Raw genomic sequence first — 12,242 nt, 5'->3', positions numbered from 1 at the left:
CTAGGGCGTGTCTGGCAAATCTGTTCGATGGGGTTCGTGATCCAGGTGGTTCCTGGTGGTGTGGGCCCTTCGGCCTCGTACTGGGCGTACTCGGTCGAAGGGCCCACGCCGCCAGGGGCCACCTGGGCGCGAAGACCGCGAACGAGATTTGCCAGACACGCCCTAGCTTGAGACGCGATCTTCGCCACCCCCAGACGGCGAAGATCGCGGGGTCAGACGGTGACGCGCCGCATCGTGGCGAAACCGCCGACACCGGCGAGGCAGACGAGGATCGCGAGCACCGCGGTCATCCCGCCAACGGTCAGCGTGCTGAAGAAGGTGCCGAGCTTCGACCAGGAGCCGGTCCAGGTGAGCAGGAGCACGATGCCCAGCAGTACCAGTACCTGTGCGGCGCTGAACAGGACCACCCCCACCACCGCGGCGCGCCGGTAGATCAGGCCGTACCACATGCCGTACATGAACATCAGCGTGAGCAGGACGAACGACGTGAGCAGGGTCAGATACCAGGGCCCGTTGAGCAGCCAGGGCACCCGGAAGTAGTTGAGGTTGAGCCCCCAGCCGCCGGTCGCCTCCTCGATCGCCTGTAATACGACGATCCCCACCGAGTACAGCGCGGACAACCCGGCGACCAGCAGGACCGTGCCCAGGTAGTACGACCGCCTCGACACGCCCAGCGCCAGGCCGAACGGCAGCGACTTCGTCATGCTCAAGGCCCCGCAGACGAGCATGAACACGAAGAGCGTGAACAGGCCGCCGGAGTAGTTCTGGTGGTCCTCTTGCAAAGTCGCGAAAATGGCGAGATTCACGCCGAAGGCGAAGAAGGTGACGCCGACCGGGAGTACCAGGAACTGAAGCCGGTCCACCAGGTGGTAGCGCGCGATAGTGACCAAAGTGTTCATGCGGACGCCTCCTCTGCGGTCTGTCCGTTGGAGGTGTGCACCATCAATTGCTGCAGTGACAACGGTTCCAGCTTCAAGTGCAGGGCCTGCGCCCGTGCCTTGGCCGCCGCGTCGAGCGCGTCGGCGACGGTGACGGAAGCCCGCGAACCGATCTTGCGGCGGTGCAGCACCCGGCGGCCGTCGACGAAGGTCTCCACCGCCGCGGCTGGTCCGGTGACGGTGGCGGCCGTGCCACGCAGTTCGTCCGCCGGGGCGTCGAGGACGACGCGGCCCTTGTCGATCATCACGACATGCTCCAGCAGGTCGGCCACCTCGTCGATCAGGTGCGTGGAAAGCAGCACCGTGCGCGGGTGGTTCGAGTAGTCGTCGAGCAGCCGGTCGTAGAACAGCTGCCGTGCGACGGCGTCGAGACCCGCGTACGGCTCGTCGAGCAGGGTGAGTTCCGCGCGCGCCGCCAGCCCGAGTGTGATCGACAGCGCCGAGCGCATCCCGCGTGAGAGCTTCTTGATCGGGCGCTTCAGCGGCAGGTCGAAGTCGCGGAGCAGGGTGTCGGCCAGTTCGGCGTCCCAGTTCGGGTAGAACCACGAGGCCGCGGCGAGCGCGTGCTTCACCTTGAAGTCCGGGAACTGCTGGTCCTCGCGGACGAGTACGAGACGCCGCAGCACCCGCTCGTTCTCCACCGGGTTCTCGCCGAACACTCCGACGGTGCCGCGGCTGGCGAACTCCTGGGCGGTGACGATGCGGAGAAAGGTGCTCTTGCCTGCCCCGTTGCGGCCCAGCAGGCCGGTGATCTTGCCTTCTTCGATGTCGATAGAGACGTCGTCGAGTGCGAGGTGGTCGCCGTAGCGCCGGGTCAGGCCGGTGGTGGAAATGGTCGGCGTCATGCGGCGGGTCCTCCGTTCTGATGTCCGTTCCCGCGGATGAGCGAGATCAGGGTTTCGTCGTTGATGCCGAGGCGCCTCGCTTCGGCCAGCATCGGCTCGAGGTACTGCTCGGCGAACCGTTTCCGCCGGTCGGTGAGCAGTTTTTCCCGTGCTCCGGCGGCGACGAACATGCCGATGCCCCGCCGTTTCTCCAGCAGGCCGTCGTCGGCCAGCACGTTGATCCCCTTGGCCGCCGTCGCCGGATTGATCCGGTAGAAGGCGGCGAGTTCGTTGGTTGACGGCACGCGTTCCCCCTCGGAAAGGCTTCCCTCGGCGATGTCGTCGGCGATCTGTTCGGCGATCTGCGCGAACAGGGGTGTTCCTTCGTCGAGCACGACACCTCCGTCCCCAGAGTCGTGCACCTGAAGTCAGGTGCGGTGGTTCATTACTGGACTAAGTAACCCATGAACCTTCGCCGTACGCAAGTCGCCTCTGCCGTGCGCACTACTGTGCAATGCGTGGTACCTTCTGTTGCGTAAGACTGGGAGGGACGCGACTGTGGAGATCAGTCAGCTACTTAAAGGCGTGCTGGACCTCGCCGTTCTCGCGGTGCTTCGCGGAGAGGACGGCTACGGCTACGACGTACTCCGAAGACTCCGGATCGCGGGGTTGCAGGAGGTGGGCGACGCATCGGTGTACGGGACGCTCCGGCGGCTGTACAAGGCAGGCCTGCTGACGTCGTACGTGGTGCCGAGCGAGGAAGGCCCGCACCGGAAGTACTACAGCCTCAACGAACCGGGTCGCCAACGCCTCGAAGAATCGGGGCAGACCTGGCGGACTTTCGCTTCGACAATGAACAGCCTGTTGGGAGAGGCAGCATGAGCACGCAGAATCCGACCGCCGTGCGGGTGTATCTGGCGAGGGTCAGGAGCGCGCTCGCCGACCTGCCCGAAAGCGAAGTCGAGGAAATCCTCGAAGACGTCCGTCCCCATCTCGCCGAAATGGAAGCGGAACTGGGGGAGAACGCCAAAGTCGACGCGCTCATCGAGCGACTGGGCAGCCCCGAAAGCTACGCCGCCGAACTGCGGGCGTCCGGCGGCTATCCGGCTCGTCCGGCCGACGCGGGTGACAAGACCACCGTGGTGAAGGTGAAGACCGGGATCGGCGGGGCGCGTTTCGCGTTCTGGGGACTGATGTTCTCGGTGGGCGGGTTCGCGCTGTTCGGCTTCACGGCCGCGGTGTGGGTCCGGGTGGAACCGTTGGTGGGCGTGCTTCTGGTGGCCCCCGTGTTCGCTATCAGCGTCGCGTACGTGGTCCGCAAGGGCGTCGGGCCGATCGCGGAACTACCCGAGGTCGTCAAGTTTCGCGAGACCGCGACGTCGTTCCAGGCCAACCGGAACGGCAAGGGGCTGACTTACTTCCGCTCGCTCAAGCCGGCGTGGTGGATCCTGTGCGCCGCGGTGCTGGTCATATTCGGCCTGCTGCTCGTGGTTCGCGACACCGGGGCCGTGCTGCTGCTGCCGCTGATGCTGCTGGCGGCCATCGCGGTGGTCTGGGCTGGCCCGAAGCTGAAGGCCGACCGACGGCTGCTGTGGCTGGCCTTGCCGATCTCCGCGTTCGTCATCGGCAGCATGCTCGGCGGTGCCGGCGCGGCGGTCGACCTGATCGCGAAACGGTCGTACGGCAGCGGTTCGTACGACGGCTACCCGCCGAATTACAACGACACCTACGGCAATCCGCAGCTGATGTACGGAAATCAGGGCGTGGACAACATCTACGCGTTCGACGCCGAGGGCAAGCCGCTGACCGAGATCTACCTCTACGACGAGAACGGCCGTCCGCTCAGCACGACGCGCTACGCCTGCGAGAAGAGCTCCGGTGAGAAGCGGACGGCCGGTAACGACAACCGGTATCCGCGGCCGCGGCTCGAGCGAGGCGTGCAGGACAACTACGGGAACCTCAACGGCTACAACGGAAACCGCTCCTACTGCGAGGAGAAGACCGACGTCCCGTTCAGCGCGGCGATCCCGAAGGGTTCACCCGTGACGCCGTCCGCCACGCCGCAGGCACCGCCTTCCACGCCGCAGGCACCGCCTTCGTCTTCCGCGGTGCCGCCGTCGAGCCCCACCCAGCCGACGCGCTAGGTGGCCGGGGCGGGGGCGGACCGTCGGGGGCCGTCCCCTTCCTCAGTACATGAAGGCCCCCTTCCTTGCGTCTAGCGCAAGTAAGGGGGCCTTCATGTACTTCAGGCGGTTCAGTGGAGGAACGCGCTCCTGGCTGCCAGGTCGGCCAGCAGGGCGCGGCCCTTCTCGGCGTTGCGTGGCTGGGCCAGGACGTCGTAGCGCCGGGCGACCAGCTGGCTCTGCGAGATGAAGCCGCGCTTGTTCTTCGAAGCCGCGTACCCCAACGCCCCGAACAGCAGGTTGAAGCCGATACCGCCGACGAGGCCGACGAGGATCGGCACCAGTCCGGCGCCCGGGTTCAGCAGGCTTAGCACGAGGCCGAGGAACATACCGAACATCGCGCCGGACAGTGCCGAGCTGGTCAGCACCTTGCTCCAGCCCATCCGCCCGGCGATCCGCTCGACCAGCATCGGTTCGACCCCGACGATGGTGACGTCGGTGATCGGGAAGTCCGTCCCCGCGAGGTGGTCGACCGCACGCTGCGCATCGGAGTACGACTCGTAGGAGCCGATCGGCCACCCGCTGGGCAGCGTCGGAAGCTGAGCCCGTCCCTGGGACTCGGTGAACGTGGACTGCTGCGTGAATGCCTGTGTCATTCCTTCTCACCTCTCTTGATCCGTACAACGTTCCGGAGGTGCGGATCTCCTCCCGGTCCGGCGGGATTCACAGCATCTTCTCAGCCGGGCAACACAGACAATCCGCCCAGGGATCAACTACAGTCCGCAATGGATAGCGAACTAGACCATTGGCCAAGTTGACCGGCTCCAGTCGACCCGGTAGGAAGAAGCCGTAAAGGTACCGCTTCGAACCTTTAGGTGAGGCTGATGGCGAACAGGCGCGGCATGCTCACACTGGCTCGGCTCCGGGAACTCGTCGAGGACGGCACCGTCGACACGGTGCTGGTGGCCATCACCGACATGCAGGGCAGGCTGCAGGGCAAACGCTGCGCCGCCGAGTACTTCCTCAACGAGGTCGTCGAGCACGCCACCGAAGCGTGCAACTACCTGCTCGCGGTCGACGTCGACATGAACACCGTCGACGGCTACGAGATGTCGTCTTGGGAGACCGGCTACGGCGACTTCGTCCTGCGCCCGGACTTCGACACACTGCGCTTGCTGCCGTGGCAGGAGGGCACCGCGCTCGTCCTCGCCGACCTCGAACGGGTGCAGGGCGGTGCGGTGGCCCCGTCGCCCCGTCAGATCCTGCGCGGGCAGCTCGATCGGCTGGCCGCGCTCGGTCTCGGTGCCCACGTGGGCACCGAGCTGGAGTTCATCGTCTTCGACGACACCTTCGAGTCGGCATGGGACAAGCGCTACCAGGGTCTCCGCCCGGCCAACCAGTACAACGTCGACTACTCGATGCTCGGCACTTCGCGGATCGAACCGCTGTTGCGCCGGATCCGCAACGACATGGGCGGCGCCGGGTTGTACGTCGAGTCGGCCAAGGGCGAATGCAACCCCGGCCAGCACGAGATCGCGTTCCGCTACGCCGACGCGCTGACCACCTGCGACAACCACAGTATCTACAAGACCGGCTCCAAGGAGATCGCCGCGCAGGAGGGCAAGAGCCTCACGTTCATGGCGAAGTACAACGAACGCGAGGGCAACTCCTGCCATATCCACCTCAGCCTGCGCTCCACCTCGGGCGAGGCCGTGCTGGCGGGCGACGGCCCCGGCGGGTTCTCGCCGCTGATGGAGCACTTCCTCGCCGGTCAGCTCGCCGGGCTACGCGAACTCACCTACTTCCTCGCGCCGAACATCAACTCGTACAAACGTTTCGTCCCCGGCAGCTTCGCGCCGACCGCGGTCGCGTGGGGTACCGACAACCGCACGTGCGCGCTCCGCGTCGTCGGGCACGGCGAATCACTGCGCACCGAGAACCGTGTCCCGGGCGGCGACGTGAACCCGTATCTCGCGGTCGCCGCGCTGATCGCCTCCGGGTTGCACGGCATCGAGAACGAACTCAAGCTGGAGCCGGAGTTCCATGGCAACGCCTACGGCTCCGGCAAGCCGACCGTGCCGACGACGCTGAGGGAGGCCGCGGCGCTGCTCGACCAGAGTGAACTCGCCAGGACGGCGTTCGGGGACGAGGTCGTCGACCACTATCTGAACGCGGCGAAGGTCGAGAACGCCGCGTACGACGCCGCCGTCACCGACTGGGAGAGGATCCGTGGGTTCGAAAGGCTCTGACCCTCTGATCGGGCTCACCTGCTACCTGGAGCCCGCGAAGTTCCTGGTGTGGGAGACCGAAGCCGCGTTGCTGCACCGCGTCTACGTGGACGGTATCGCCGCGGCGGGCGGTGTCCCCGTGCTGTTGCCGCCGGTGAGTGACGCGCACGACCGGCTGGTGTCCGCCGTGGACGGTCTGGTGCTGGTCGGCGGCGCCGACATCGAGCCTGCGCGTTACGGCCAGGAGCAGCACGCGACGACGTACACCCGGCCGAACCGGGACGCCTTCGAGTTCGGGCTGCTCAAGTCCGCTTTGGCCGCGCGCAAGCCGGTTTTGGGGGTATGCCGGGGGTTGCAGGTGCTCAGCGTCGCGCTGGGCGGGACGCTCGCCCAGCATCTGCCGGACACTTTGGACAGTGCGGATCACCAGCCCGCGCCCGCGACCTTCGGCACCACGACGGTGACCCTCGCCGAGGGCAGCCGGGCCGCGTCGATCCTCGGCACCGAGGTCAAGGTGCCGTGTTACCACCATCAGGCGATCGACAAGCTCGGTGACGGGCTGGTCGCGACGGGCTGGGCCGCCGACGGGACCATCGAGGCGGCCGAGCTGCCCGGTGACGATTTCGTACTCGGCGTCCAATGGCATCCCGAACAGAATCCTGACGAAGCAAGGCTTTTCGAGGCACTCGTAACAGCTGCGAAGGAGCGCGCATGACCGAGTACGACGCCGCCTCCGAGGGAGGGAACACGTCGGCGGTGTACGAGGTGATCAACCCCGCCACCGAGGACGTGGTGAGGTCGGTCGCGCTGACCTCGGCCGAGGAGACCGACGCGGCGATCACCCGCGCTCAGGCGGCCTACCCGGCCTGGCGTGCGGTATCCCCCGGAGACCGGGCGCGGCTGCTGCGCCGGTTCGCCGACGCCGTCGACGCCGACATCGAGAACCTCGCCCAGCTGGAGGTCGCCAACTCCGGGCATACGATCGGCAACGCGCGCTGGGAAGCAGGCAACGTCCGCGACGTGCTGACGTACTACTCCGCGTCGCCCGAACGGCTGAACGGCACGCAGATCCCGGTATCCGGCGGGGTGAACATGACGTTCCACGAGCCACTCGGCGTGGTCGGCGTGATCGTGCCGTGGAACTTCCCGATGCCGATCGCGGGCTGGGGCTTCGCACCCGCACTGGCCGCGGGCAACACCGTCGTGCTCAAACCCGCGGAACTCACCCCGCTGACCGCGATCCGCCTCGGCGAACTCGCGCGCGAGGCCGGGATCCCCTCGGACGTCTTCCAGGTGCTCCCGGGTAAGGGATCCGTGGTGGGACAGCGGTTCGTGGACCATCCGGCGGTACGGAAGGTGGTCTTCACCGGCTCCACCGAGGTCGGCAAGCAGATCATGGCGGGCTGCGCCGCGCAGGTGAAGCGGGTGACGCTGGAGCTGGGCGGCAAGAACGCGAACATCGTCTTCGCCGACGCCGACCTGGAGAAGGCCGCGGCCACGGCGCCGTACGGCGTGTTCGACAACGCCGGTCAGGATTGCTGCGCACGGTCGCTGATCCTGGTGCAGACGAGTGTGTACGACCGGTTCATGGAGTTGCTGGAGCCCGCCGTGCGGGGCGTCGTCGTCGGGGATCCGCGGCTCGAAGTGACCGAGATGGGGCCGTTGATCTCCGCCGGGCACCACGCGAAGGTGTCGTCCTATGTGGACGACAGCACGCCGGTGGCGTTCCGGGGCAGCGCGCCCGCCGGTCCCGGCTACTGGTTCGCGCCGACCGTCGTCACCCCGCCGGACCTGCGGCATCCGCTGGCCTCGGACGAGATCTTCGGCCCGGTCGTCGCGGTGGTCCCGTTCGCCGACGAGGCGGACGCGGTGACCATGGCGAACCACACCGAGTACGGGCTTTCCGGTTCGATCTGGACCCGCGACGTCGGCCGCGCCTTCCGCGTCGCACGCGGCGTCGAAGCGGGGAACCTGTCGGTGAACTCGCACTCGTCCGTCCGGTACTGGACGCCGTTCGGCGGATTCAAGCAGTCCGGGCTCGGCCGCGAACTCGGCCCGGACGCCCTCGACGCCTTCACCGAGACCAAGAACGTCTTCATCAGTACGGAGGAATAATGGTTCAGCGTTTCGAGGGCCGCGTCGCGGTCATCACCGGCGGCAGCAGCGGTATCGGGCTCGCGACCGCGCGGCGTCTGGCGAGCGAAGGCGCGAAGGTCGTCATCGGCGACATCTCGGCCGAGGCGGGCAAGGCCGCGGCCGAGGAGGTCGGCGGCCTGTTCATCCAGGCGGACGTCACCGACGCGGACCAGGTCGAGGCCCTGTTCCAGACCACAGTGGACGAATTCGGCTCGGTCGACGTCGCGTTCAACAACGCCGGCATCTCCCCGCCCGAGGACGACTCGATCCTGACCACCGGCATCGACGCGTGGGAGAAGGTGCAGAAGGTCAACCTGACCTCGGTGTACCTGTGCTGCAAGGCCGTGTTGCCGCAGATGCGACGGCAGGGGAAGGGCTCGATCATCAACACGGCGTCGTTCGTCGCGGTGATGGGCGCGGCGACGTCGCAGATCTCCTACACCGCGTCCAAGGGCGGGGTGCTGGCGATGAGCCGGGAACTGGGCGTGCAGTTCGCGCGGGAGAACATCCGGGTCAACGCGCTGTGCCCGGGGCCGGTGAACACGCCGCTGCTGAAGGAACTGTTCGCGAAGGACCCCGAGCGGGCCGCGCGCCGCCTGGTGCACGTGCCCGTCGGGCGGTTCGCCGAACCGGAGGAGATCGCGGGCGCGGTCGCCTTCCTGGCCAGCGACGACGCCTCGTTCATCACGGCTTCGCAGTTCCTGGTGGACGGCGGTATCTCCGGGGCCTACGTCACCCCGCTGTAATCCACGAGTTCCGCCTCCAAGCACGCGTGTCACGCCTTCAAGCACGCGAGTCGCGCCTTCAAGCACGCGTGTGCGGCATCCCGTCCGGCCGGACGGGACAAAAGTGACGTGCCCGTCCTGAAGTAGACGCGTGCCGAACGCGGCAGGTACGGTATGCGCACAACTGCAGACAGGGCCGTTGAGCTGGAGCGGGAGAGCCCCCACGAACGTGGTGGGGCACCGAAGGAGCAAACTCCCCGGAATCTCTCAGGTACCCACTACCGCTTCCGCGAGGCCACTCTGGAAAGCAGGCGCGCAAGTGCGCCTCACCCAAGGTGAAAGTCGTCCTCCACGGGCGGTGAAACTCTCAGGTGCCATGACAGAGGGGGAGTTCCCAGCGCACCGGTCTATCCGGCGCCTGAGTAAAGGAGCTCCCTTGACCAGTACGTCCTTCGACGACCGGCACATCGGCCCCTCGGAGTCCGAGCAGGCCAAGATGCTCGCCGAGGTCGGCTACAGCAGCCTCGACGCCTTGGTGCAGGCCGCCGTCCCGTCCGCGATCCGGGTCACCCGTGACCTCGAACTTCCCCCGGCCGCGTCCGAAGAAGACGCCATCGCCGAGCTTCGCGCGCTCGCCGCGCTGAACAAGCCGATGACGCAGATGATCGGTCTCGGCTTCCACGACACGGTCACCCCGGCGGTCATCCGCCGCAACGTGCTGGAGAACCCGGCCTGGTACACGGCGTACACGCCCTACCAGCCGGAGATCTCGCAGGGCCGTCTCGAAGCCCTCCTCAATTTCCAGACCATGGTCTCCGAGCTGGCCGGTCTCGCCACCGCGAACGCCTCCCTGCTCGACGAGTCCACCGCGGTCGCCGAGGCCGTCATGCTGATGCGCCGCGTGTCGAAGGCGAAGTCGAACAAGGTCGTCCTCGACGCCGAATGCCTGCCGCAGACGATCGCCGTCGTGCGCACCCGCGCCGAGGCGATGGGTGTCGAGGTCGAGGTCCGCGACCTGCTCACGGGCCTGCCGGAGGAGTTCTTCGGCGTCGTCGTCCAGTACCCGGGTGCTTCCGGCGTACTGCGCGGCGCGGGCTTCTACTCCGCCATCTCCGAGACCGCGAAGGCCGCCGGTGCGCTGTACACGGTCGCCGCCGACCTGCTCGCCCTCACGCTGGTCACCGCGCCGGGCGAGTTCGGCGCGGACATCGCGGCCGGTTCCACCCAGCGTTTCGGTGTCCCGCTTGGCTACGGCGGACCGCACGCCGGGTACATGGCCGTCCGCGCCGGCCTCGAGCGTTCGCTGCCCGGCCGCCTCGTCGGTGTCTCGGTCGACGCCGACGGCAACCCCGCGTACCGCCTCGCGCTGCAGACCCGTGAGCAGCACATCCGCCGCGAGAAGGCGACCTCGAACATCTGCACCGCGCAGGTGCTGCCCGCCGTGCTCGCCGCGATGTACGCGGTCTACCACGGCCCGGACGGCCTCAAGCGCATCGCCACCCGTGTCCACGAACTCGCCGCCGGGCTGGCGGACGCCCTCCGCACCGGCGGTGTCGAGGTCGTCCACGAGGGCTTCTTCGACACCGTCCTCGCCCGCATGCCCGGGCAGGCCGAAGCCGTCGTCGCCGTGGCCCGCGAAAACGGGATCAACCTCGGCCCGGTCGACGCCGACCACGTCCGCATCGCCGTCGACGAGGTCACCACGCCGGTGATCATCGCGAAGGTGCTCAACGCCTTCGGCATCGACGCCCCGGCTGCCGGGACGAGCGCGTTGCCCGCCGGGCTGAACCGCGAGAGCGAGTACCTCACCCACGAGGTCTTCCACTCGCACCGTTCCGAAACCGCGATGCTGCGCTACCTGCGCGGCCTGTCGGATCTGGACTACGCGCTCGACCGCGGCATGATCCCGCTCGGCTCCTGCACGATGAAGCTCAACGCCACCACCGAGATGGAGCCGATCAGCTGGCGCGAGTTCGCGGGGATCCACCCGTTCGCCCCGGCCGGGGACGCCGAGGGCTACCACGTCCTGATCGAGCAGCTCGCCGGCTGGCTGGCCGAGGTCACCGGCTACGACAAGGTGTCGCTGCAGCCGAACGCGGGCAGCCAGGGTGAACTCGCGGGCCTGCTCGCGATCCGCGCCTACCACCACGCGAACGGCCAGACCGAGCGCGAGGTCTGCCTGATCCCGTCGTCCGCGCACGGCACGAACGCGGCTTCCGCGGTCATGGCCGGGATGCGTGTCGTCGTGGTCAAGTGCACCGACGAGGGCAATGTCGACCTCGAAGACCTGCGCGCCAAGGTCGAGGCCAACCGCGACAGTTTGTCAGCCATTATGGTTACATATCCGTCCACGCACGGCGTGTACGAGCACGGCATCGACGAGCTGGCCAAGATCGTCCACGACGCGGGCGGCCAGGTCTACGTCGACGGCGCGAACCTCAATGCCCTGCTCGGCCTGGCGAAGCCGGGTGAGTTCGGCGGCGACGTCTCGCATCTGAACCTGCACAAGACCTTCTGCATCCCGCACGGTGGCGGTGGCCCCGGCGTCGGCCCGGTCGCGGTGCGCGCGCACCTCGCGCCGTACCTGCCGAATCACCCGCTGCTGGAGAAGGCCGGCCCCTCGACCGGTGTCGGCCCGATCAGCGCCGCCCCGTTCGGTTCGGCGTCGATCCTGCCGATCTCGTGGGCGTATGTCCGCATGATGGGCGCGGGCGGGCTCACCGCCGCGACGCAGGTCGCCGTCCTCGCGGCGAACTACGTGGCCAAGCGCCTCAACCAGCACTACCCGGTGCTTTACACCGGTCAGGACGGCCTGGTCGCGCACGAGTGCATCCTCGACCTGCGCGGGCTCACCAAGGAGACCGGCGTCAGCGTGGACGACGTCGCGAAGCGCCTGATCGACTACGGTTTCCACGCCCCGACCATGTCGTTCCCGGTCGCGGGCACGCTGATGGTCGAGCCGACCGAATCCGAGGACCTCGGCGAGATCGACCGGTTCATCGAGGCGATGATCGCCATCCGCGCGGAGATCGACGCCGTCGCGCAGGGCCGCTGGACCGCGGACAACAGCCCGCTGCGCAACGCGCCGCATACGGCCGAAACCCTGGTCGGCGAATGGTATCTGCCGTATGACCGCGAGCTCGCGGTGTACCCCGCCGGAGTGAACCGCAAGGCCAAGTACTGGCCCCCGGTGCGCCGCATCGACGGTGCGCGCGGGGACCGTAACCTCGTCTGCTCCTGCCCGCCGCTCAACGCCTACGAGAACTGA

11 protein-coding genes and 1 riboswitch are annotated in these 12,242 nt (G+C 67.7%); of the genes, 7 read left to right on the top strand and 4 right to left on the bottom strand.

Annotation, left to right across the window (positions count from 1 at the left end; genetic code table 11):
- Positions 1 to 212: 212 nt before the first annotated feature.
- The 3 genes from AB0M65_RS04825 to AB0M65_RS04815 are packed head-to-tail and all read right to left on the bottom strand — an operon-like array spanning position 213 to position 2,157.
- Complete coding sequence (locus AB0M65_RS04825; RefSeq protein WP_364021455.1) at positions 213 to 899, bottom strand: ABC transporter permease; 687 nt, start codon at positions 897 to 899, stop codon at positions 213 to 215.
- Positions 896 to 1,783, bottom strand: coding sequence for an ABC transporter ATP-binding protein (locus tag AB0M65_RS04820; RefSeq protein WP_364021453.1), 888 nt, complete (start codon positions 1,781 to 1,783; stop codon positions 896 to 898). Before AB0M65_RS04820 ends, AB0M65_RS04825 begins: the two co-directional genes overlap by 4 nt.
- Positions 1,780 to 2,157, bottom strand: a complete 378-nt coding sequence (locus AB0M65_RS04815) for a GntR family transcriptional regulator (RefSeq protein WP_364021450.1) — start codon at positions 2,155 to 2,157, stop codon at positions 1,780 to 1,782. Before AB0M65_RS04815 ends, AB0M65_RS04820 begins: the two co-directional genes overlap by 4 nt.
- Positions 2,158 to 2,320: 163 nt before the next feature.
- On the opposite strand from AB0M65_RS04815, the gene AB0M65_RS04810 reads away from it, so the two are divergent.
- Together AB0M65_RS04810 and AB0M65_RS04805 are read left to right on the top strand one after the other, a co-directional pair.
- Positions 2,321 to 2,644: a PadR family transcriptional regulator gene (locus AB0M65_RS04810; protein ID WP_364021447.1), complete on the top strand. Its 324-nt coding sequence runs from the start codon at positions 2,321 to 2,323 to the stop codon at positions 2,642 to 2,644.
- Positions 2,641 to 3,906 carry a hypothetical protein gene (locus AB0M65_RS04805; protein WP_364021444.1) on the top strand — a complete coding sequence of 422 codons (1,266 nt, stop codon included), beginning with the start codon at positions 2,641 to 2,643 and terminating at the stop codon, positions 3,904 to 3,906. The genes AB0M65_RS04810 and AB0M65_RS04805 overlap by 4 nt, the downstream gene beginning before the upstream one ends.
- Positions 3,907 to 4,016: 110 nt before the next feature.
- Here AB0M65_RS04805 and AB0M65_RS04800 read toward each other — a convergent pair whose 3' ends face one another.
- On the bottom strand, positions 4,017 to 4,541 hold the full coding sequence (locus AB0M65_RS04800; RefSeq protein ID WP_364021441.1) for a general stress protein: 525 nt from the start codon (positions 4,539 to 4,541) through the stop codon (positions 4,017 to 4,019).
- Between the two features lie 228 nt (positions 4,542 to 4,769).
- Here AB0M65_RS04800 and AB0M65_RS04795 point away from each other — a divergent pair, with 228 nt between their 5' ends.
- The 5 genes from AB0M65_RS04795 (at position 4,770) to gcvP (ending at position 12,242) form a co-directional block, all read left to right on the top strand.
- Complete coding sequence (locus AB0M65_RS04795; protein WP_364021438.1) at positions 4,770 to 6,134, top strand: glutamine synthetase family protein; 1,365 nt, start codon at positions 4,770 to 4,772, stop codon at positions 6,132 to 6,134.
- A complete protein-coding gene (locus AB0M65_RS04790) occupies positions 6,115 to 6,828 on the top strand; it encodes a gamma-glutamyl-gamma-aminobutyrate hydrolase family protein (protein ID WP_364021435.1) in 714 nt (237 codons plus the stop codon). The genes AB0M65_RS04795 and AB0M65_RS04790 overlap by 20 nt, the downstream gene beginning before the upstream one ends.
- A complete protein-coding gene (locus AB0M65_RS04785; RefSeq protein WP_364021432.1) occupies positions 6,825 to 8,228 on the top strand; it encodes an aldehyde dehydrogenase family protein in 1,404 nt (467 codons plus the stop codon). The genes AB0M65_RS04790 and AB0M65_RS04785 overlap by 4 nt, the downstream gene beginning before the upstream one ends.
- Complete coding sequence (locus AB0M65_RS04780; protein WP_364021429.1) at positions 8,228 to 8,995, top strand: 3-oxoacyl-ACP reductase; 768 nt, start codon at positions 8,228 to 8,230, stop codon at positions 8,993 to 8,995. Before AB0M65_RS04785 ends, AB0M65_RS04780 begins: the two co-directional genes overlap by 1 nt.
- Before the next feature lie 269 nt (positions 8,996 to 9,264).
- Positions 9,265 to 9,367: riboswitch (glycine riboswitch) on the top strand.
- Between the two features lie 43 nt (positions 9,368 to 9,410).
- The gene (gene gcvP, locus AB0M65_RS04775) at positions 9,411 to 12,242 is read left to right on the top strand and encodes an aminomethyl-transferring glycine dehydrogenase (RefSeq protein ID WP_364021426.1); all 2,832 of its coding nucleotides are present in this window, start codon (positions 9,411 to 9,413) and stop codon (positions 12,240 to 12,242) included.

The sequence above is a fragment of the Amycolatopsis sp. NPDC051071 genome, assembly GCF_040682875.1.
Classification (GTDB): Bacteria; Actinomycetota; Actinomycetes; order Mycobacteriales; family Pseudonocardiaceae; genus Amycolatopsis.
The sequence above is the reverse complement of the archived record's forward strand: the minus strand, read 5'-3'. Positions and strand labels throughout refer to the sequence as shown.